Here is a 22,009-nt window from a genome sequence, read left to right on the forward strand (position 1 = left end):
CTAGGTAGTAGTTCCTAGGTGCTCTACTTATATGTTTTAGATTAATTATGCATTAAGGTCTCTAGCACAGTGTTCAACTAGGGGCGTATCGTCGCATAAATGCTGGGTGACAATTCTGCGCACTAGCTTTTCATCGACATATTCATACCAAATACCCTCTGGATAAACCGCCATAACTGGACCCAGCGAACAGGGGAAAAGACAACCAGTTTGAGTGATAAGTACTTCATCATCACTTAATCCGAGTCGCGCGTATTCTTCTGCCAGAGCAGAAGCTGTGGCATCAGCTCCTAATGCAGAACACCGTGGGTCACGGCAGATAAGAACATGACGGGTAAAATTTGGCACTTTTTCCCAAGCCGGACTTAATAGCGGAGCCGCCGTAGTTACCGTCTGTGTTTTCCTAGAATCTGGTTGAGAATCCGCGTCTTCAATAGCAGCTAAAAGCGCAGATTCTTGGATTTTTGAGGTATATACAGCAATGCTCGGTGGATTTTCTTGCTGTACATACCAATGCTTAGCGATTCTGCGAATCCAGGAAATACGTGTGCGATCACTATCATGCTCCGGTGCGATAATGCGCACTGCAGCTACTTTGTGCTCCTGTAAATTAGTCAGTGCTTGCCCCAAAGTTATTCCTGGTGCACTAAGCACACATACCTCGATAATTGCCCCCGGATTCTGTGCCCGATATCGCTGAGCAATGGCCTGATACGTGGCAGTCTTGCTTTCATCCAGGCCAGTGGCATGTACTATCAAAATTCCAGTTGGATTATTACTGATCATCGTGGTGTCACCCCAGTTTGAATAACCAGTGGTCCACCGTCGATAGGATGTTGATCCACATATACATTAATTCCGTAGATTTCCTGCAAAATATCTGGCGTTAGAGTTTCTACAGGCGTGCCATAAGCTTGGACACAGCCATTTTTCATTACCACAATGACATCGCAGAACCGTGCCGCTAGATTTAGATCATGAAACGCACCCACAACAGAAAAACCACGGGTGGTGATGGCCTGCATAATCTCCCAGGCAGCTCCCGGGTCGAGATGATTGGTAGGTTCATCAATAAAGAGGATTTTCGGGTTTTGCGTAAAAACTCGCGCAAGTTGGACTCGTTGACGTTCACCACCAGATAAAGTCGACCAAAATCTGCCCCGTAGCTGTTCAATGCCAGCAGCAGCGAGTGATTCACTAAGAGAATCTTGGCTGATCTGTGCTGGGCTTGCCCAACCGTTTTGATGGGGGATTTTGCCTAATGCAACAATATCTTCTACCTTCAAATCCACCTGAGCTTGTGAATGCTGTGCAAGTAAGGCAGTAAGTTGGGCTAGGCGTTTCGACGATAAGGAATGCGGATTTACACCGTTAACCCGGATTTCCCCAGAATCTGGGCTCAGTAGTGCAAGCGCAGTTTTGATGAGGGTAGATTTTCCACAACCGTTAGGACCAATAATTCCAGTGACTTTTCCTGCTGGAGCAGAAAAGCTTACCTTATTAAGAATTAGTGTTTTACCAGCGCTCCAGCATACGTTGGAAACATTAAGTGCATCCGGGGTAGTTGTTTTAGGGATGCTCATATGTGCGCCTGCCTTTGTTTATGCAGCACAAAGAGGAAAGCTGGTACACCAATTGTTGCTGTGATTAAACCCAGTGGAAGTTCACGAGGACTAAAAGCTACTCGGCAGGTGATATCTGTCCATACGAGAAAAACTGAACCGATAAGAGCCGAAAGCGGAATTACATAACCATGCAGTGGACCAACAATCATGCGAACAAAGTGCGGAATAACCAATCCGACAAAGCCGATAATTCCAGTTTGCGCTACTAAAGTAGCCGTGGTTAAAGAGACTGTTATATACAAAGTCCAGCGAATAACATTGACATTAACCCCAAGTGTTTTAGCAGCCTCGGTACCAAAAGAAAATCCATCTAAAGCACGACACGAACATAGTGCAGCACATAAAAGTATGCCAACAATCGTTGCGCTTAGTGGGAGACCTGACCATTGCGATCCGGCTAAAGAACCCAATGACCATGCTTGAATACGTTGAGCGGCATCCTTATCACTAAAATAGATCAAAGCACTTGCACCAGCTGAGGAAAGTTGACCGATAGCGATACCAGCGAGGATCATTCTTTGCGGCTCAAGTGTGCCGGCGCGAGTCGTCGATAAGCTAAAAACTGCGAGCAGAGACAAAATGCCGCCGATAAAAGCAGCAATTGCGATAGCGCTAAAAGAACCAGTTGACGTTAGGGTTATCCCACCGGTAATTACTAAGGCTGCGCCCAGGAATGAACCGCCAGAAATACCCAAAATATAAGGATCTGCGAGGGGATTTTGGGTAAGTGTTTGTAAGATAGCTCCACATAAGGCAAGACCAGCACCGGCTATTACCGCAGAGAGTACTCGAGGAAGCCTGCGGCTAACTACAATATGATAGGTGATTGGATCGGGTGCATCACCAATGAGCGAGCGGAAAACAGTTGCTGGACTAAGCTCTGCTACTCCGGAAGCAACACCAAAAACAATACCTACTATAAGTAGCAGGATGAGCACGACGGAAAGTGCACTCGTAACTTTAAAAGACATCGGATTTATTAGATTTACTTTACAAAGCCTTCTTCTAAACGCTTGATTCCTTTATAAGTTCGAACGTTAGGGGTACTTTCTGCGAATGGAATAGTAATAAAACGATCATTTTTGACTGCATCGAGTTCTTTGAGTGCAGGATCAGTTTTTGCAAAGGCAATTTTTGACTCGGCAGTATCCCAACTGGCATCAGCAACAACAATATAATCTGGATTTGCTGTTAATACAGCTTCCCAGGAAACATCAGTCCAGTTACCTTCTAAGTCAGCAAAAATATTTTCTGCACCCACTGTATTTAGGAGTAGTTGCGGTCCGCCGTGGCCAGCTCCTGCATAAGGAGTATCAGTTTTGGAATCCCACCAGAAAACCTTCTTACCTTGTGCAACCTTGTTAGATTCTGCCTTAGATACAGCCTTCATAATGGTTGCAGTTAAAGATTGAGCTGTCTCTTTATGCCCGGATAGCTCACCGAGTTCTTGGACAGATGCGGTAATTGAATCCCAGGAAGCTTTTGCCCGCATTGTTTTATCGGGGCACGCAAATGGATCCAGGTAGGTGGCGATGCCAAGTTTGGCTAGTTCTTCTCGGGAGCCAGCGTTTTTCTCATCAAAAGCAGAGGCATAGGAAGCGACGAGAAAATCTGGTTGCTTTTCTAGGACAGTTTCTTGTGTTGGATATTTTTCGGCTAGAACAGGGATTTGTGCATAAGCATCTTGCACTGCAGGGTCAATTTCACTATCAAGATATGCGGTGCCAACCATTGTGTTTTGGGAATCAAGCGCCAAAAGAGTTTCGGTTGCTCCCTGGTTAAGCGTGATAATGCGCTGTGGTTGCGTAGAAACTGTGACCTCGAATCCACAATTAGTGATAGTTACCGGTGAAAAATCAGTAGCTTGAGCGGCTGTTGTATCAGTTGCTTCAGGGGTAGAAGTACTACATGCGCTGAGGGTGATTACCGACGCTAGGACAACAAGGACAGTTGATGATGTAGGTGACGTGTTTTTCACGATAAATACTCTTTCGATTCTTTTGAGTTCATTGGACAAGCTGCGAAAACATTGAGAAAGGGAAAGCGAACTGATGGGTCGCTTATGGATTTCGCGGAATTCAAGAAGGACTTATAAGAATAGATGACTTGTCCTAAAAAGAAACGCTATCAATAAGTCCTAGGAGCCGTATTGGTTTTTAGCTCAATAAGATGTGAGCTTGGAGACACTTGTATCGAAAAAGTGATCCATAACTTCTAGTAGGTATTTATTAGAAGAAGTGCTGTAGCCTGCATAAATACTTAAAATGAGAAAAATAAACAAGTGCTTAAACCGGGATCAACAAGGGGCAGTAAAAGTTTCTGAATTTGTTGTTTTTGTATTGTATCCAGCCCGTTTTCTGGCTAGAATGAGAATCGTTTTCCGGTTTTTGTTCCGACTGTGACCATTTGAACAGGTGTCGATGTTTGGAACAGAACAAACACAACGTTTGAAAGGTAGGCTCATGGCGTCTACGCAGCAGACATCTGAGTTCATTTTGGACAAGGTCGGTGGCGCGGATAACATCACGTCGCTCACCCATTGTGCAACTCGTTTGCGTTTCCAATTAAAGGATCAGTCTAAAGCTGATCAAGAAGCTCTGGATAACCACAAAGACGTTCTCGGCGTTGTGGCACAGGGTACCACCGGCCTCCAAGTAGTTATGGGCGGAGGTGTTGCTGAATACTACGCTGGCATTGCAAAGCTACCTGGTGTTGCTTCCAAGCTCTCCGGCGAAGGCAATGAGTCTAAGAAGGCTAGCGATAAGAAGGAATACGGCGGCGTTCGTGGTCGCTATAGCTGGATCGATTACTGTTTCGAATTCCTCTCTGATACCTTCCGTCCAATTCTGTGGGCGCTTTTGGGTGCATCGCTTATCATTACCGTTTTGATCCTTTGCGATACATTCGGTATGCAGGACTTCCGTGCGCCAATTGAAGAGCAACCACCAACATTCCAATTGCTACACGCAATGTGGCGTTCGGTGTTCTACTTCCTACCGATTATGATTGGTGCCACCTCAGCTAAGAAGCTAGGTGCAAATGAGTGGGTTGGTGCCGCTATTCCGGCTGCCTTCCTGACTCCGGACTTCCTTGCGATGGGTGCTCAAGGCGATATCGTGCAGGTTTTGGGTATGCCATTAGTGATCAACAGCTACGCTAGCCAGGTCTTCCCACCACTTCTCTCGTCGATTGGCTTGTACTTTGTGGAGAAGGGGCTGAAGAAGATCATTCCTTCTTCCATCCAAATGGTCTTCGTACCATTCTTCTCTATGTTGATCATGATTCCGGTTACCGCATTCTTGCTCGGCCCATTCGGTGTGGGTATTGGTAACGGTATCTCTAACTTCTTAGCAGCGGTTAATGATTTCTCCCCATTTGTTTTGGCTATCATCATTCCATTGCTCTACCCATTCCTAGTGCCACTGGGTCTGCACTGGCCACTGAATGCCATTATGGTGCAAAATCTGGCCACCCTGGGTTACGACTATATCCAAGGCCCAATGGGTACCTGGAACTTCGCTTGCTTCGGATTAGCTGCTGGTGTTCTGTTCATTTCGATCCGCGAACGCAACTCTCAGATGCGTCAGATCTCGACCGGTGGTTTGATGGCTGGTTTACTCGGCGGTGTGTCTGAGCCTTCCCTTTACGGCATTGTGCTGCGCTTTAAGAAGACCTACCCACGTTTGCTTGCTGGCTGTTTCGTTGGTGGTGTGGTAGCTGGTTTCTTTAAGATTACTGCTAATGCCTTCGTATTCACCTCCTTGCTGACCATTCCTGCAATGACCCCAATATTTGGCTACGCACTGGCAATCGCAGCAGCCTTCTTCACCTCTTTCATCTTGGTTGTTCTTTTCGACTACCGCTCCGATGAAGAAAAGCAAGCTGCTCGTGAAGCTATTGCTCAGGCCAAGGCACAGGCTGAGCAGGAAGAAGACGCAGCGCCAGCTACTCCAGAACCTGCTAGCGACGAGGCTCCAGTAACTACCGCTCCAGCAGCTGCTAGTGCAGCGGTAGCAACCGCTACCGCAGATACTAAAACTGCTTTGCAAGCTGGTGCCGTAACTACCATCAGCAGCCCAATTGAGGGACAAGTTGTAGCTTTGTCTGAGGTTCCTGATCCTATTTTCGCTGCGGCAAAGCTAGGCCAAGGTGTTGCAATTATCCCAACTGGCAATAAGGTTGTTGCGCCTGCCGATGGTAGCGTGCTTACCGTTCAAAAGTCTGGTCATGCTGTTGGTCTACGCTTAGATAACGGTATTGAACTACTCGTCCATGTTGGTATTGATACCGTCCAGTTGGGCGGCGAAGGTTTTGAAGTGCATGTAGCAAAGAAGCAGCATGTCAAGGCCGGCGATACTTTGATCACTTTTGATCCTGAGTTCATTAGCTCCAAGGGATATAACTTGATTACTCCAGTATTGGTGACCAATACTCCTAAATTTGAAAATGTCACTGGTGTTGTTGCACCTGCTGCGTCCTATGACACAGACATCATCTCCACCAAGGCATAATTTTAGGTCAAAACTTCTCCCTGGCATGTGCTGTAGTCGTAGAATCATTCGACTATAAAAGCAAGGAGTAGATTTAAAAAAAGTTAATTAAGAGGCGGTACCAGAGGTAAAACTTTGGTACCGCTTCTTTTATTGCTCTTTCATATACGTTCTGACTGTTGAGTAACTTATCGAGTATCCTTAACCACTATGAAAAAAATCGGGCTTACAGGCGGTATTGGTAGTGGAAAATCAACGGTAGCACGCATGCTAGCTGAGTATGGTTATCCTATTATCGATGCGGATCTTATTGCCCGCGAGATTGTTGCCCCTAATACGCCAGCTTTAAGTGAGCTTGCCAAAATTTTCGGTCAGGATATCTTGTACTCGGATGGTAGCCTTAATCGATCGTTATTAGCTCAGCGAGCCTTTGCTACTGAACAAGCTCGATTACTGCTTAACCAGATAACACACCCGCGTATCGAGGAACGCACCCAAGAACTTTTTCGCAGCTACGAAGCTAAAAATCATAATGTTGTGGTGTGGGATATGCCATTATTGGTTGATCATGGTCACCATAAGGAAATGGATGTAGTGCTTGTTGTGGATGCTGAAGATGAAACCCGGGTACAGCGATTAATTTGTCGTGGTCTTAGTGAAGAAGATGCACGTCAAAGAATCGCTGTCCAAATTTCCCGGGAGCAGCGTAACGCAGCAGCTACCTTTATTTTGGATAATAACGGTAGCCTTGAGGAATTGGAAACACAGTTGTTGCAGCTTATTAAGCAGCTTCCACAGCCGGGAAAAGATCCGAATACTCCGGCGGATAATAGCGCTGGATAGAGTCTTTGCGAACAAGATAAACGTGTGGCAGCCTACTTTCATCACGATATGTTTCGGCGATATAGGACATTGCTGGGATACAGGTTTCTGTACCACTAAAAACTAAGGTTGTAGCGCTTGGGGCGATACAATAAAACTCTTTATAGGTAAACAGTACTGGTAATGCCTTCATTATTGAAGCCACTAGTAGATGCGGAGCTTGGAGCTTGATAATAACGGGGTAGCGCAATACCTCATTAATGCTTAAGGCTAATTCATCGGTATGCTGATAAGTCTGGCAATCACAGTGCTTATCGGTAACACTCTCGTCGATATGTGGGCAGCCAAGTGCGAGTTCATAGTTAAGATCTCGCAGTATTTTTTCGTGGGTATCTTCAGTGCCCATAATTGTGAAATCTGATAATTCTTGCACCATATTTTTCGTGGCTATTTCATAGAGGAAGGCGATATCTTCTCCAAGTACATGGTGATCAGCTAGCACTAGCACATGGTGATGAATTCTTAATGCTAGTAAGCACACTAAACCTGCACTACGGGGTGCATAATAGTAGGTATCTGTGGCATTAACTGGGGCAGTTTTTAACAATACAATCCGAAATAACGCCAAAATTTTCGGATCACGAAAATTAATATCGTCGCGCATGATAAGCGATAATGGTGAAGCCAAATTGACATCCAAAAATTTTGAAATCTGAGCGCTTCTATATTCTGGTTCTGCACCAATGAGAGATTCAGAAAGCGCAGCAGTAGTAATTCGCATTCCATTATCAAGGATAAGCTGGGTTGCTTTAAGCTCTGTGCGATCGTGTTGTTCAGTAACACAGATCTTGCGTTTTGCTAATTCAGTAATGAGTTCATTAGTAACGAGAGCATCGGTTTCAGCAAGATCAATCAGTTGGAGATTACTATTGTGAGCATTCATGGTTGTAGTTGGACTCCTTCATATAGATAAGTGGTAAAGACTGCTTTTCGACGCGGTTCTTATCAGAGATCAGCATAGGATTTAGCGTTTGGTGAAAAGCGTTCGAAGAAGTTAGACGAGAAAAAGAGACCAATAGTGCCGTAGATTTTCTTATTACCCCCGATGGGGTGAGCGCGTGGATTCTAACTACAGAACGCATGTGCGAAGAAAATGGTCTATGCTTAAGGCTATGGCTTTTCCTGCAGAAAACCCCGAGTTGTCTTATTCCGAGTTTCGTCCTGTTGGTGAGATTGAACGAAGTAATGCGAAGTTCGAGGTTATTTCCGAGTACCAACCCGCAGGAGATCAACCAGCAGCAATTAAAGAATTAGATGAGCGGCTTAACCGAGGTGAGCGCGATATTGTTCTGCTTGGGGCAACAGGTACCGGAAAATCAGCGACTGCTGCCTGGTTAATTGAAAAGCAGCAGCGTCCTACTTTGGTGATGGCACCAAATAAAACCTTGGCTGCGCAACTAGCTAATGAGTTACGCCAGCTATTGCCTAATAATGCGGTGGAGTATTTTGTTAGTTATTACGATTACTACCAACCAGAGGCCTATATTGCGCAAACAGATACCTATATTGAAAAAGATTCTTCCATTAATGACGACGTAGAACGTCTGCGCCACCGGGCAACGAGTTCCTTGCTATCGCGTCGTGATGTGGTAGTAGTTAGCTCAGTAAGCTGTATTTATGGTTTGGGCACGCCACAAAGTTATTTAGATCGATCCGTTGTGCTGCGAGTGGGTGAAGAAGTTGAGCGCGATCGTTTCTTGAGGTTATTGGTAGATATTCAATATGACCGAAATGATGTTGGTTTTACTCGCGGTGCTTTTCGGGTTAAAGGCGATACAGTCGATATTATTCCGGCTTATGAAGAGCTTGCAGTACGAGTGGAATTTTTCGGTGATGAAATTGACGCTTTGTACTATATTCATCCACTTACCGGCGATGTTATCCGCAAGGTTGATGAGCTACGTATTTTTCCAGCTACGCACTATGTAACTAGCGAAGACCGCATGGTTAAAGTGATTGAAGATATTAAAACAGAATTAGCCGAGCGTCTTGCTGATCTAGAAAATCGGGGCAAACTCTTAGAAGCACAACGCTTGCGTATGCGTACCGAATATGACCTAGAAATGATTGAACAGGTTGGTTTTTGTTCTGGTATTGAGAATTATTCACGTCATATGGACGGACGTGAGCCGGGTTCGGCTCCGGCAACACTATTGGATTATTTTCCAGAAGATTTTCTCACCATTATTGATGAATCCCACGTGACAGTACCTCAGATTGGCGGCATGTATGAAGGTGATATGTCGCGTAAGCGTAATCTGGTGGAATTCGGTTTCCGGCTACCGTCAGCTTTAGATAACCGACCTTTGACGTGGGAAGAGTTTGAAAAACGTGTTGGCCAAACAGTATATCTCTCAGCGACACCAGGTGATTATGAAATGGTTGCTGCCCAGGGCGAGTATGTAGAGCAGGTTATTCGTCCTACGGGTCTGGTTGATCCAAAGATTACCGTGAAGCCCACGAAAGGCCAGATTGATGATCTTATCTATGAGATTCGTCAGCGTATTGAGAAACAAGAGCGGGTGCTTGTTACTACGTTGACTAAGAAGATGGCCGAAGACCTTAGCGATTATCTGCTGGAAAATGGTATCAAGGTGCGATATTTGCACTCAGACATTGATACTTTGCAGCGCGTAGAATTACTCCGTCAACTGCGTTTAGGTGAATATGATGTCTTGGTGGGTATTAACTTACTTCGTGAGGGGTTGGATCTGCCAGAAGTGTCATTAGTAGCTATTTTGGATGCCGATAAAGAAGGTTTTTTGCGTTCGACGCGATCGCTTATCCAAACTATTGGCCGTGCTGCGCGAAATGTTTCTGGTGAGGTTATTATGTATGCCGATAAGATCACCGACTCTATGCAATACGCTATTGATGAAACCGAGCGTCGTCGGGAAAAACAAATTGCATATAACACGGAACATGGTATCGATCCTCAGCCTTTAAGGAAGAAAATTGCCGATATTTTGGATCAAGTTAATGATTCAGTAACAACAGAAGTTTCTGCTGCTGCTGATGTTGGTATGGCTGAGAAGCCGGATATTAGCAGTATGCCCACGGTGGAAGTAGAGAAACTTATTACTGATCTTACTGCCCAGATGGGTGCAGCAGCACGAGAATTAAAATTCGAGCTTGCTGGAAGATTACGTGATGAAATTGCAGATTTGAAAAAGGAATTACGAGGACTTCGCGACGCAGGCATGTAATTGAAAAAATATACCTATTAGACTAGTGTGCTAGCGTAACCAAAACCTGAGGAAAGATGCTGCGTGATCTCTTATTCTGCGATTGTAACCGGTACTGATGGCTCCGATACTTCCCTTTATGCAGTACGTAGTGCAGCAAGTCTCGCTGCCACTTATGATGCGGTGTTAACGATTGTATGTGCACACCATATAGACGCAGGAACATTAACAAGTCCCACTCATGTAGAAATGAACTCAATTCCGGTTTACTCCAAAGAGCGTGCTTTAGAAATCCTTGCTGAGGCACAAGCTTATGCTGAAGCTGAAGGCGCGATGACGGTTAATATACGTGCGGTTCCAGGAGCACCAGTACCGGCGTTACTCTCTGTTGTTGATGAACTTGACGCTGATCTTGTAGTAGTAGGAAACAGAGGTCTGGATAGTTTACTAGGACGAATTACAGGTAATATTCCAGGAGCGATAACTCGTAAAGCTAAAGTCGATGTGATGCTAGTTAATACTGACCATGAGCAGTGATAATGATCCGTTATAGTCTTAGCTGAGCTCATCTCTTTTGTAAAAAGTTGCTACACTAAGCACAGTTGCAGCCGGCAGGATGTTTATCTTTTAAAAGGGAGTACATCCGCTTTTTAATGCACCTATTGTTTGCCTGGTTCAAGAAAAGACATGTGAAAGGTTTTCATGAGCAGCTACACCACAATTGTGGTTGGTACTGATGGATCAGCATCTTCATTTTTAGCAGTAGAACGAGCCGCACATATGGCGGCAGTTTTCGATGCGCTTTTAGTACTTGGATGTGCATATTATGAATCAAACGATGAGATAAATGCACATATACGTCGAGATTCCATCACCGTGATAGGAATGGATGAAGCAGCAGAAAACCTTACCAAAGCTATAGAATATGCAACTGCCTGCGGTGCGAAAAAAGTTGAGACTGCAATTCGACGCGGCACCCCAGTAGAAGCTCTTATGGCGATTGTCAACGAGTATGATGCTGATCTTTTAGTCGTAGGAAATCGTGGCATTAACTCGTTGACCGGCCGGTTATTAGGTTCGGTACCAGCAGACGTAGCCCGTCAGTCAGATTGTGACGTGATGATTGTTCATACCGTAACAACTGATAAAAGCAGTGATGAGCGGTAAACGTCGATAAGCTGGTTAGGGCATCTCTCCGATAATATGTAGCTGTTGTGTTGCCCTAGTTAAGGCAACAAAGAGGTTTTGCCATCCTTGTGGCGACTCAGCAACCATTAACTCAGGTTGGATGAGAATTACCTGGTCAAATTCCAAGCCTTTAACTGAACTTATCCCGCGTATTGTCGCATTCTCTGCACTATCTGGACCGATAATCATATGAAGCCGTTCTGGTGATTTTGCTTGCAAATGTTCGGCTAATTTTTCCGGATCAGTATCATAAGGGTAGTAGTGTACTGGTGAGCCGTCGGTACGCACAGTAGTACTAGGAATAGTCTCTGGTGCAAACCGAGCCAGAACTGAATTAGCTACCTCCATAATTTGTGCTGTTGTGCGATAATTGACTGTGAGCTGATGGGTACGAAACCGGGTACCGACAAAAGGTGATAGTGTTTCTGCCCAGGAATCTACACCTGCCGGGGAACTGGTTTGAGAAATATCACCCACAATAGTCATCCAACGAGATGGTGAACGTCGCATAATCATACGCCATTGCATCGGGGTAAGTTCTTGTGCTTCATCAATAATAATGTGACCATATACCCAGGTGTAATCGGCACGTGCTCGTTGTGCAGTAGAACGGTGGTCACGTGACTCTTGACGCCGTGCTAAGTGTTCGGCATCGATTACGTCAAATGCTGAAAGAACTTCGGCATCAACGGAATCATCATCGAGGTCCGTATTACCGGAACTAGAAAGAACATCGAGTACATCTTCGGCCGAGGCGAGTTGTTCACGCCATTTTTGTTCTGCTTGTTTGCGTTCTTCCTCTGGGTCAAGAAGCCCGATGAGTACAGCTAATTCGTCGATAAGCGCTGTATCTGATGATGTCCAACCCGTATCACTATCTCGGAAGAGAGCCGACTGGGTTTCTTCGTTGTAATCGTAGGCGATGGTAGTAATCAACTGATTGTCATGGAGGAAGTTGTGGAGAACTTCAGTGGGGTCAAGTAGCGGCCAAAAGCGTTCAACAAGCTTATCGACGGTCGGGTCTTCGAGAAGATCATCATGAAGCTGAGCAATATCAGCAGCAGAGAGAAGATTATGCCCACCTAAAGGATCAGCACCAATAAGCTGAACCATGTGCTGAGCAAGTAGCTCAGCAAGCTGATCTTTAAAAATGGGTTGCGCCATATTATGTGGGCGACGCGAACGTCGTGCTCTAGTGCGAGCAGATTTAATCAACGAAGCGTCAATAGTAAGTTCCAAGCCATCAATTAGTATGGTTTCGCTTTGAGTTGGTAACGATTGGTAATGGTTGACTAGTCGCTTAAGAATAGTCACCATTTCTATGCTGCCTTTGATTTCTTGAGTAAGAAGAGAGTCAGTGTGTGTAGGTTGAATACCAGGGAATAGCTCACCAATAGTAGAAAGTACAACGCCGGTTTCGCCTAGTTCAGGAAGCACGCGCGAAATATAATTTAAGAAGGTATTATTCGGACCAACAATTAATACACCGGTGTTGGTAAGTTGTTTGCGCCAGGTATAAAGCAAATAAGCGATCCGATGTAAGGCAACAGCAGTTTTACCAGTTCCTGGACCACCTTCTACAACCATAACCCCGCGCGTGTTATCGCGAATAATTTCATCTTGTTCTCGTTGAATAGTTTCAACGATTGAGTTCATATGACCAGTACGAGCGGCATTAAGTGCTTGTAATAGCGCCGATTCATCACCGATGCCTAGCGAAGTGGTATTAGTCGTAGCATCCGCGTGCAAAATTTCATCATTAATAGCGGTGACTGTTGTGCCTTGGGTACGGATATGCCGACGAGTGTGCACACCTTCTGGCTGAGCAGTTGTCGCTAAGTAAAAAGGGCGTGCCATAGGTGCGCGCCAATCTAGAAGCAGCGTGCGGTAATCATCATTGCGATCATCTAACCCCATCCGTCCGATATAGCGACGGTCGAGTTTTGGATTACCTGCCACTGGATTATCAATAAGTTCTGGATTGGCAGTTTCAACATCGACCCGGCCAAAGACGAGACCTAATTGGGCAAGATTAAGTCGATCGATTTTAGCGTTGAGACTGTGGTATTCAGTTTCACGACGAACGAGTGCCTCCGCATCAGGGTTTGCTGGATCTACTTCCAACATCACTTGGTTGAGGTGTTGTTGGGCGGTCGTAACCTCTTGATCGAGACGATGAAACAGCCCATCGACATATATCTGTTCAGCTTGGAGTTCTTCATCGTATGATGCAGAATTGCTCACTCGGGACAAGCCTTTCGAATTATGTGGCGGATATAAAGCTATAAGTTAGTGCTGCTTGTGGCTAGCTATTTTATGGGTTTTATAGTTATTGGAAAAATGATGATAAAAAATTAGTGCGCGTACACGTTAAGATAAAGCAGTTTTTCTTAAAAAATTATATTAGTGACACTATCGTCTTTACGTTTTTGCAGATGAATTATTCCGTGAAAAATAAAGATCGCCGCACTGCCAGGAATGCTGTATTTAAAACAGCCAGTGCGGCGACCAACGAGATAATTATATGCCGTTTGTTAACGGCAGGTAGGTGCTTTTAACACAGATCACCCAGCTTCTTTTGAGCGCGTTGAACAAGTTTATCGGCACGTTTTTGCAGTTTAGTGGCTTTCTTTGAAGCCCGTCGAGAAGCTCGACCAGTTTTCTTCTCGGCATCGAAGGCAGCTTTCTTCGCCTGTGCTTGCGCTTTTTCTGCTACTTTAACTACCTTTTTACGAGCGATTTTGGCATTATCTTGCGCTTGGTCAAGCCACTTATCGGTATCGAGATCATTAAAGAATCCCTGTACCTGATCTGCAGCATCGGCAAGCGTGGAGCGTGCTCCGGCGGCACTGTTTTCAGCAAAAGCTAGCCATTCGTTTTTATTTTCATTGATATAGTCTTGTGCCTGCGCGGTGTAGTCAGTGACCTTATCGCTGGCTTCTCCAAACCAGTCTTTAGCACTATGCGCAAAAGCCGCAGCAGAAGCACTGGCAGAATCAGCAAATTTTTCAGTTTCGCTCTTGGTGGGAAGTGCCTGTTGGAGCTGCTTATTTGCTTTTTGTGCAGCTTTATTAGCACGCCATTTAAGACCTGGTTTCCCGGCAGTATCAACACTGGTAATAGCCAAACCGCCTAAAAGCGCGACAGAGGTAAGAAAACCTTGCTTGCGGGTAATTTTTTCTTCTCGATCCTGGGTTTCCCAAAAAGCATTGCGTGCTAGGATTGTTGGGGCGCTAAGTACAGCAAGTACTGCTGCCGAAGTGCGTGGTGCTTTACCCAGGGCGAGCAAAGAACCCGCGCCAATTTTACTTACACCAACAACACGAGTAGTTAGCTCGGCGTCGCTAGGCAAATTTTTATGATACTTACGCGGAAGAATAGTACGGATACGACGAATAATTACTTCCGTTTCTTCTACACGATCCGAAGTATTAAGTACGGTATCTGCACCATCAGCAATATATACAGAAGCCAGCATTGGCCGACCTAGTTTGCGAATCATAGGGGTACTTCTCCTTAACTACTTTTCTACTATTGGTGTATCTTTATGGACGCTTTTCGACGCTCACCCATAAGAAGATGATCATTGATAAAACGTAACCATACTAAGTGTACGTGCGAAATAAACTCTGTGTGGGGTGAGGCGAGTAATCAATTGCTGAATGCTGATGTTTTTGCCTAGGTGATACCTAGTTGTCATTATTTTGTTATCACTATGTGTGTATTGGCAGCATTAAATAATTACTAAGTAAATTGTGTTCACCAACGTCGATCCCACCACGTGGTCAGCTCTGGTCGTTCAGTTCCTAAAGTGGTGGGTTTTCCATGTCCAGGATGCACAACAGCGGTATCTGGATAGCGATTAAATAACCGGTCATATACATCTTGGAAAAGTCGTTGGAAATCACCTTCGGTGGTAGTTTTTCCTACTCCACCAGGAAAAAGACTATCGCCAACAAAAAGATGAATGCGATCTTCAATGGTGGCAGCGATAGCTACTCCACCAGGGGTATGACCTCGTAAAATACTGACCTCTAATTCGTGTCCTGCAAACTCAATGGTATCGCCGTGGTGAAGTTCTACATCTACATGAGCAGGTAGAGCTGGAGCATCAAGATAAGAGGCATAATGGGTAGCACCGGTGCGTTCTAATACTTCGGGCAGAGCACGTACGTGATCCCAATGGCGGTGGGTGGTTACTACATGGGTGATACGGACATTATTTTCTTCTGCTAACTTCAATAACTTTTCGGCGTCATCGGCAGCGTCGATAAGCAGGGCAGAAGTGCCGGCATAAATGAGGTAGCAGTTATTATCCATTTCTGAGACGGAGATATGGGTAAAGTGAAGCGGTTCTAAAGTATGGGAATCAGTCATAGTTTTAGAGTAGACGAAAAGTGCTTCGTTATTATGTTCGAATTTTGCTAACATTGAGGAGATTTGTAATTGATATGCAGGTTTGAAGCGGATAAAGCTGCAGATTATCGGCGTGGATAAACACGGCATAACAAGGTAGAAGGATTTTTAGTGGCTGATCGTCTTATTGTTCGTGGAGCTCGGGAACATAATCTTAAAGGGGTAGATATTGATCTGCCCCGTGATTCTATGGTGGTTTTCACCGGGCTTTCTGGATCGGGTAAATCCTCGCTTGCCTTTGACACTATTTTCGCTGAAGGCCAACGTCGCTATGTTGAGTCGTTGAGCTCATATGCACGTATGTTCCTTGGGCAAATGGATAAACCTGATGTCGATTTTATTGATGGTTTATCTCCGGCGGTTTCGATTGATCAGAAATCTACTAACCGTAATCCACGTTCGACAGTTGGCACGATTACCGAAATCTATGATTATCTGCGTCTGTTATTTGCTCGTGCAGGTACTGCTCATTGTCCAGTCTGTGATGCTACGATCACCAGGCAAACCCCGCAGCAGATTGTAGACCAATTACTCGCTATGGAAGCAGGACTGCGCTTTCAAGTTTTGGCTCCGGTAGTACGCACCCGTAAAGGTGAATTTGTTGATCTTTTTCAAGATTTGGCTGCGCAGGGCTATTCTCGCGTGCTTGTCGACGGTGAAGTTTATCAACTCAGTGATCCGCCAACCTTAAAAAAACAGGTCAAACATGACATTGATGTGGTTGTTGACCGTTTGCAAGTAAAAAGCAGTCAAAAACAACGTTTGACCGATTCTATTGAAACTGCATTAAAGCTTGCCGACGGAGTTGTTGCGGTTGAGTTTGTTGGTTTAGCTGAGGATGACCCACAGCGGGTGCGGCGTTTTTCGGAGAAAATGTCTTGTCCTAATGGACACACCTTAAGTATTGATGAGCTAGAACCTCGTACATTTTCTTTTAACTCACCTTATGGTGCTTGCCCAGCGTGTGATGGCTTAGGTACACGTACAGAAGTAGATGTGGAATTACTTATTCCCGATCCGGATGCGCCAGCGGTTGATGCTGTGCAGCCATGGAGTAGTAGCCCCAACCATAATTATTTTGTCAAGCTCATTGAAGGTCTTGGTGAGGTTTTAGGCTTCGATGCACATGCTCCATTTAACTCTTTGAGTAAAACAGCGCAAAAAGCAATTGTGCATGGTAGCTCGGAGGTAGTTACTGTTCGGTATAAGAATCGTTATGGCCGAGTGCGTAATTGGAGTGCTCCTTTCGAAGGCGTTTTAGGTTATTTAAATCGAAAACTAGAACAAACTGATTCCGAGTCACAAAAAGAACGCTTATTGGCCTATACCCGTGAAATTGCTTGTCCAACCTGTAACGGAGCACGGCTTAAGCCAGAAATTCTAGCGGTGCGTTTGGCTTCAGAAAGTAACGGAGAGCTTTCTATTGCCGGGCTTGCGGAGCTTTCTATCGCTGATGCGGCTGAATTCTTAAATACGTTGATTCTTGGCACACGCGAAGAAATTATTGCTGGGGCAGTGCTCAAAGAGATTCAAGCGCGATTGAAATTTCTCTTAGATGTTGGGCTTAATTACCTGACGCTATCGCGTTCGGCAGGTACTTTATCTGGCGGTGAGGCGCAACGTATCCGGTTAGCTACCCAGATTGGTTCTGGTTTAGCTGGGGTGCTTTATGTGCTTGATGAACCTTCAATTGGTCTACACCAACGTGATAATCAACGTCTTATTGCAACTTTGGAACATCTGCGTGATATCGGTAATACACTGATCGTGGTTGAGCACGATGAAGACACTATTAAAGCAGCTGATTGGCTTATTGATATCGGGCCTAAAGCCGGTGAATATGGCGGTGAAGTGGTCTATCAAGGTGAACCAGAAGGTATTTACACGTGTGAAAATTCTATTACTGGCGCATATCTTTCTGGTCGCAAGCAGTTGGGAGTGCCAGAAACTCGTCGAAAAATAGATCCGGAACGGGTGTTGCGCATAGTCGGGGCAAAAGAAAATAATCTTAAAGATATTGATGTCACCATTCCGTTAGGAGTTCTGGTATGCGTTACTGGTGTTTCTGGATCTGGTAAATCAACGGTTATTAATCAAATCTTGGCTAAAACCCTTGCTGATAAACTTAATCGGTCACGTACTGTGCCTGGTCGAGCGAAGCGTGTTGAAGGCGTAGCTAATTTAGATAAATTAGTGCAGGTAGATCAATCACCCATTGGACGTACCCCGCGTTCGAATCCTGCTACTTATACTGGTGTTTTCGATAAAATACGAACCCTCTTTGCCGAGACTTCAGAAGCGAAAGTACGTGGATATAAACCAGGGCGGTTTTCTTTTAATGTTAAAGGCGGCCGTTGCGAGGCATGCCAAGGCGATGGCACTTTAAAAATTGAGATGAACTTCTTACCCGATGTTTATGTTCCTTGTGAAGTATGCGGTGGCGCGCGCTATAACCGAGAAACGCTTGAAGTTTATTACAAGGGAAAAAATATTGCTGAAGTATTAAATATGCCGATTTCAGAGGCAGCAGAATTTTTTGAACCGATTACCTCTATTCATCGGTATTTGAGCACATTGAATGAAGTTGGTCTTGGTTATGTGCGCTTAGGCCAGTCTGCAACTACCTTGTCTGGTGGCGAAGCTCAACGAGTGAAACTTGCTAGCGAACTACAAAAGCGATCAAACGGACGAACTGTCTATATCTTGGATGAACCGACCACTGGCTTGCATTTTGAAGACATCCGCAAATTGATGATTGTGATTCAAGGTCTAGTAGATAAAGGCAATTCAGTGATTGTTATTGAACATAATTTAGATGTGATCAAGAGTGCAGACTGGATTATTGATATGGGCCCAGAAGGTGGTTCGGGCGGCGGTACCGTGGTTGCTCAAGGGACTCCAGAAGAAGTAGCTAAAGTCAAGGCGTCCCATACCGGAAAATTCCTTCATGAGGTACTTATGGCGAAGTAATGTTGTACTTATTTAGGTATTTCTGTAGCTAAAAATAATAAGCGGCACGGTGATATTTTTATCTGTGCCGCTTTTCGTAGTAGGAGATTACCCGTTTGAGAAGTAATCCGGTGAGTTAAGCCTTGCGTTGCAAAGCATTGCGACGTACTGCTACCGCAAGTAACACTAATCCGCAGATGAGAAACGCTATTGCGCGTGGGAATCCACCGAGGGTAGAAAGATCAAAGAAGATCAATTTGCACACTGAAGCAGCTGCAAGTGCTAATCCGGTTGCTAATGCAGCACGATTTTTAAGTGTTCGCTGGCTTAATAGTAGGAATGCGCCAAGAGCCATCCAGCTTATTGAGACTGCGGCATGCATACTAAAGAAAGTGATAGTAACAAGATTTGAGTCAAGCTTAAAAAATGCTAAAACTGTTGGCGGCATAATGATTGCCCCACTGGATAAGTACAACGCGACAATACCGATTACATAAAGCAGTGGCTGGGGAAGATCAGTGAGAGCTGTTTTCTGTTTTAAAAACATAACTGCAGCGATGGCTAAGAAGACGAAAACAATAAGTCCAGCGGTGCCTAACGGTTGGATTGCTGGGGAGAGGGATTCTAGTTGTATTTCATTGATAAAGAGGAATTCTAGATATATTCCACTGATAAAGAGGAAAATATTTCCAGTAATAATCATGCAGCATAACAACCAACTGAGCCAGGCTAACCAGTGCTTAAGTTGAGGAAGCAGTAGTAGCCAGACCATAAAGAAAACTGCAAAAACAATATTTACTGGTTCGATAAGTGCGTTGATAAGCATAGTAGCTAGCGCAGTAGGTAATAGTGTTTGCCCGGTAGCTCGTACCAGTCCTAACTTATCGGAGCGAGTAAAGGTTAAACCAATAATTAGTCCAGCGCTTAATACAAGTGTGATGTTGGGGAAAAGTACTGGTAAACAAATTAAGACATAAGCTCCAATAAGAGGGCTGATCATGCTAGGTATAACGTGGTCTAGCCATAGGTCTTGTGGCTTAACGTATAGCGGGGTAACGCTGAGACCAAGGATAACTAAGCTAGTGAGAGCTATGGCTAGGTAGTCAATCGTGCTTATCGACGTTGTGCCAGGTCTAGGAAGAACTTGTGTTAGACCAAGGACTAAAGTAATGGCGCCAACAGTGCGTAATGCTGAATTGGGGTGTAGCTTCAGTGAAAGTGCAAATATTCCAGCAGGAATGAGCAGTATTATAAAAGAGGCTATTTCTTGGTAAGGATTTTCTAGAATGTGAATACTAGTAGCCAAAAGCCCTAGGGTTGCAGTAGCGGATAGTAGCTTATGATCGTCGAAACGCAGTGCTGCGGCACTAAAAATTCCGTAGAGGAAAACGATAATAAAACTACCAATAAATGCTGACCACCAATGTAAATAGTGCACAGTAATAAGTGTTGTGATAAGTGCAGTGGCAAGCGATGTTGAGGCAAGTGATAGGAAGGTGACCGGCAGAGTGGTTGTGCGAACTTTTAGTGCAACACCAGCAAGAACTGCGGAAACAATAAAGGCAAGAGTAATACGGGCACTAAGACCGAGCCAGCCGTTTTGAATAGCGAATGCAATCAACAGCACAATGCCGATAAAGGTGATAAAGCTACCGCCAAGTGCTACTGCACGAGTAATAGTTTGTTCTTGATCTTGTGGCGTACGCTTAGTGAAACTCGATGTACGCGATGAGCGTGGTTGAGCTGGGGTTGGATAAGGGGGTTGGGTGGTTGTGCTAGACGGTGCTGAGGTAATATTAGTTTTTGGTGTGCCTGTTTGATAAGGATTATCTTGTGTTGATGGAGTTATCGAAGTTGGTGAATGTGTAGGGGGAGTGCTTGGTATTGTGGTGGAAGGGGCAAGAATAGAAGTACTTGAGGGTTGATTTGTTGTGGAGGGAGTATGCTCATTTGCTGTAGGATGACTACAAAACTGTGATAGCAATTGATTATACAGTTCCATGCGGTCGCTATAGTTACGCTTTTCTTGTTCGATGAGTTGGCGAAATATCTGCTCGGGAGTTTTTTCATTCACAATTCGGTACCTGCTTAGTTAGATTTATAGTGTTGGTATGAGGAGTATTTTCTTGGGGCAAGGAGGTTAATTTGTCTTGATGCAAGAATGTGTTAATATTTTAAACGCTACCGCCTAGTTATGTGCTATTAAACGGTACTAATAAGAATTGTGTATTCTTTGTCTCACATATCTAGGTCGCAAGTGGAGATCTTCCCACCTTTTCACTGCCGTATTGTTCGGTTGGTAAAAGGTTAAAAGGTACGTGTATATGCAGTAAGTGGTTGTCCAGTTACTGTTTGTGCAGGGTGCATGGATCTCCCGTTCCTTCTTTTTGTAGGAGCGGGTTTTTGTTGTGTGCTAACTACCTGGGGGATTAATACATAGCGACTGCCGGTACGTCGAAAAATCCATCCGCTATTTTGAGGAGTCCCCATCAGCGCTGAAGCTCGCATTAATGAGCGCATTCGAGTTCCCGAGGTTCGACTTGTCGGCCCTAACGGGGAGCAGGTGGGCATCGTGCGTATTGACGATGCCAGAAAGCTCGCTTATGACGCTGACCTTGATCTTGTTGAGGTCGCACCTAACGCAAAGCCGCCAGTCTGCAAGATTATGGACTACGGAAAGTTCAAGTACGAGCAGGCTCAGAAAGCTCGCGAAGCTCGGAAGAACCAGCAGCAGACTGTGGTTAAGGAGCAGAAGTTCCGTCCCAAGATCGATGATCACGATTATGAGACAAAAAAGAACAACGTAATCCGCTTCCTTGAAAAAGGTTCCAAGGTCAAAGTGACCATTATGTTCCGTGGCCGCGAGCAATCTCGCCCAGAACTAGGTTTCCGACTTTTGGAGCGCCTGGCAGCAGATGTCGCCGACTTTGGTGTGGTAGAAGCCAAGCCAAAGCAGGACGGACGAAATATGACCATGGTTCTAGGTCCGCTCCGTAAGGGCAAAAAGTAAACACTGAAAAGTCAAAAGGACGTACATACAATGAAGCAGAAGACCCACAAGGGCACCGCGAAGCGTATTAAGACCACCGGCTCCGGCAAACTGCGTCGTGAGCAGGCTAACCGCCGCCACCTTCTGGAGGGTAAGCCATCTCGTCGTACCCGTCGCCTGAAGGGTGACGAGGCCGTCGATAAGGCTGATGTTAAACGCGTTAAGCGTCTTCTGGGCAAGGCATAATTTAGGTCTTCGCCTCCATAAAGAAAACTAAACCCTAAA

General features: G+C 45.0%; 17 protein-coding genes. 8 read left to right on the top strand and 9 right to left on the bottom strand.

The features are described from left to right. Positions 1–45: 45 nt before the first annotated feature. From UL82_RS04530 to UL82_RS04545, 4 genes are read right to left on the bottom strand one after another with little or no spacing between them, the layout of a single operon-like run. Complete coding sequence (locus UL82_RS04530) at positions 46–786, bottom strand: (2Fe-2S) ferredoxin domain-containing protein (protein ID WP_052735884.1); 741 nt, start codon at positions 784–786, stop codon at positions 46–48. Further along, positions 783–1,583 (bottom strand): ABC transporter ATP-binding protein, encoded by an 801-nt coding sequence (locus UL82_RS04535; protein ID WP_046439236.1) that lies wholly within the window; start codon positions 1,581–1,583, stop codon positions 783–785. The genes UL82_RS04530 and UL82_RS04535 overlap by 4 nt, the downstream gene beginning before the upstream one ends. Beyond that, complete coding sequence (locus tag UL82_RS04540) at positions 1,580–2,596, bottom strand: FecCD family ABC transporter permease (protein ID WP_046439237.1); 1,017 nt, start codon at positions 2,594–2,596, stop codon at positions 1,580–1,582. Before UL82_RS04540 ends, UL82_RS04535 begins: the two co-directional genes overlap by 4 nt. 14 nt (positions 2,597–2,610) lie before the next feature. Further along, positions 2,611–3,603: an ABC transporter substrate-binding protein gene (locus UL82_RS04545; RefSeq protein WP_052735885.1), complete on the bottom strand. Its 993-nt coding sequence runs from the start codon at positions 3,601–3,603 to the stop codon at positions 2,611–2,613. A gap of 484 nt (positions 3,604–4,087) precedes the next feature. Here UL82_RS04545 and UL82_RS04550 point away from each other — a divergent pair, with 484 nt between their 5' ends. After that, on the top strand, positions 4,088–6,136 hold the full coding sequence (locus tag UL82_RS04550; RefSeq protein ID WP_046439238.1) for a glucose PTS transporter subunit IIA: 2,049 nt from the start codon (positions 4,088–4,090) through the stop codon (positions 6,134–6,136). 189 nt (positions 6,137–6,325) lie between these two features. Beyond that, positions 6,326–6,958: a dephospho-CoA kinase gene (coaE, locus tag UL82_RS04555; protein ID WP_046439239.1), complete on the top strand. Its 633-nt coding sequence runs from the start codon at positions 6,326–6,328 to the stop codon at positions 6,956–6,958. On the opposite strand, the gene UL82_RS04560 is transcribed toward coaE, so the two are convergent. Then, positions 6,897–7,880, bottom strand: a complete 984-nt coding sequence (locus tag UL82_RS04560; protein ID WP_046439240.1) for a hypothetical protein — start codon at positions 7,878–7,880, stop codon at positions 6,897–6,899. The genes coaE and UL82_RS04560 overlap by 62 nt on opposite strands. A gap of 229 nt (positions 7,881–8,109) precedes the next feature. Here UL82_RS04560 and uvrB point away from each other — a divergent pair, with 229 nt between their 5' ends. The 3 genes from uvrB to UL82_RS04575 all read left to right on the top strand — a co-directional run bounded on the left by uvrB (position 8,110) and on the right by UL82_RS04575 (position 11,349). Continuing rightward, entirely contained in the window at positions 8,110–10,203 is a 2,094-nt protein-coding gene (gene uvrB / locus UL82_RS04565) for an excinuclease ABC subunit UvrB (RefSeq protein WP_046441220.1), read from the top strand. 63 nt (positions 10,204–10,266) lie between these two features. Further along, positions 10,267–10,719, top strand: coding sequence for a universal stress protein (locus UL82_RS04570; protein ID WP_046439241.1), 453 nt, complete (start codon positions 10,267–10,269; stop codon positions 10,717–10,719). 165 nt (positions 10,720–10,884) lie between these two features. Next, positions 10,885–11,349, top strand: a complete 465-nt coding sequence (locus tag UL82_RS04575; protein ID WP_046439242.1) for a universal stress protein — start codon at positions 10,885–10,887, stop codon at positions 11,347–11,349. Positions 11,350–11,364: 15 nt separating this feature from the next. Here the strand turns inward: UL82_RS04575 and UL82_RS04580 are convergent, their stop codons facing one another. The 3 genes from UL82_RS04580 to UL82_RS04590 all read right to left on the bottom strand — a co-directional run bounded on the left by UL82_RS04580 (position 11,365) and on the right by UL82_RS04590 (position 15,747). Beyond that, positions 11,365–13,623 (bottom strand): HelD family protein, encoded by a 2,259-nt coding sequence (locus UL82_RS04580; RefSeq protein WP_407921686.1) that lies wholly within the window; start codon positions 13,621–13,623, stop codon positions 11,365–11,367. A 301-nt stretch (positions 13,624–13,924) separates the two neighbouring features. Continuing rightward, positions 13,925–14,872: a DoxX family protein gene (locus UL82_RS04585; protein ID WP_046439245.1), complete on the bottom strand. Its 948-nt coding sequence runs from the start codon at positions 14,870–14,872 to the stop codon at positions 13,925–13,927. Between the two features lie 257 nt (positions 14,873–15,129). Further along, entirely contained in the window at positions 15,130–15,747 is a 618-nt protein-coding gene (locus tag UL82_RS04590; RefSeq protein ID WP_046441222.1) for an MBL fold metallo-hydrolase, read from the bottom strand. Positions 15,748–15,897: 150 nt separating this feature from the next. Here UL82_RS04590 and uvrA point away from each other — a divergent pair, with 150 nt between their 5' ends. Next, a complete protein-coding gene (gene uvrA, locus UL82_RS04595) occupies positions 15,898–18,756 on the top strand; it encodes an excinuclease ABC subunit UvrA (RefSeq protein WP_046439246.1) in 2,859 nt (952 codons plus the stop codon). Between the two features lie 115 nt (positions 18,757–18,871). Here uvrA and UL82_RS04600 read toward each other — a convergent pair whose 3' ends face one another. Continuing rightward, complete coding sequence (locus UL82_RS04600; RefSeq protein ID WP_046439247.1) at positions 18,872–20,809, bottom strand: DUF2339 domain-containing protein; 1,938 nt, start codon at positions 20,807–20,809, stop codon at positions 18,872–18,874. 414 nt (positions 20,810–21,223) lie between these two features. On the opposite strand from UL82_RS04600, the gene infC reads away from it, so the two are divergent. Together infC and rpmI are read left to right on the top strand one after the other, a co-directional pair. Then, on the top strand, positions 21,224–21,745 hold the full coding sequence (infC, locus tag UL82_RS04605; RefSeq protein ID WP_083966419.1) for a translation initiation factor IF-3: 522 nt from the start codon (positions 21,224–21,226) through the stop codon (positions 21,743–21,745). Between the two features lie 30 nt (positions 21,746–21,775). Then, positions 21,776–21,970, top strand: a complete 195-nt coding sequence (gene rpmI / locus UL82_RS04610; RefSeq protein ID WP_046439250.1) for a 50S ribosomal protein L35 — start codon at positions 21,776–21,778, stop codon at positions 21,968–21,970. Positions 21,971–22,009: the final 39 nt, after the last annotated feature.

Source organism: Corynebacterium kutscheri (genome assembly GCF_000980835.1).
Lineage (GTDB): Bacteria > Actinomycetota > Actinomycetes > Mycobacteriales > Mycobacteriaceae > Corynebacterium > Corynebacterium kutscheri.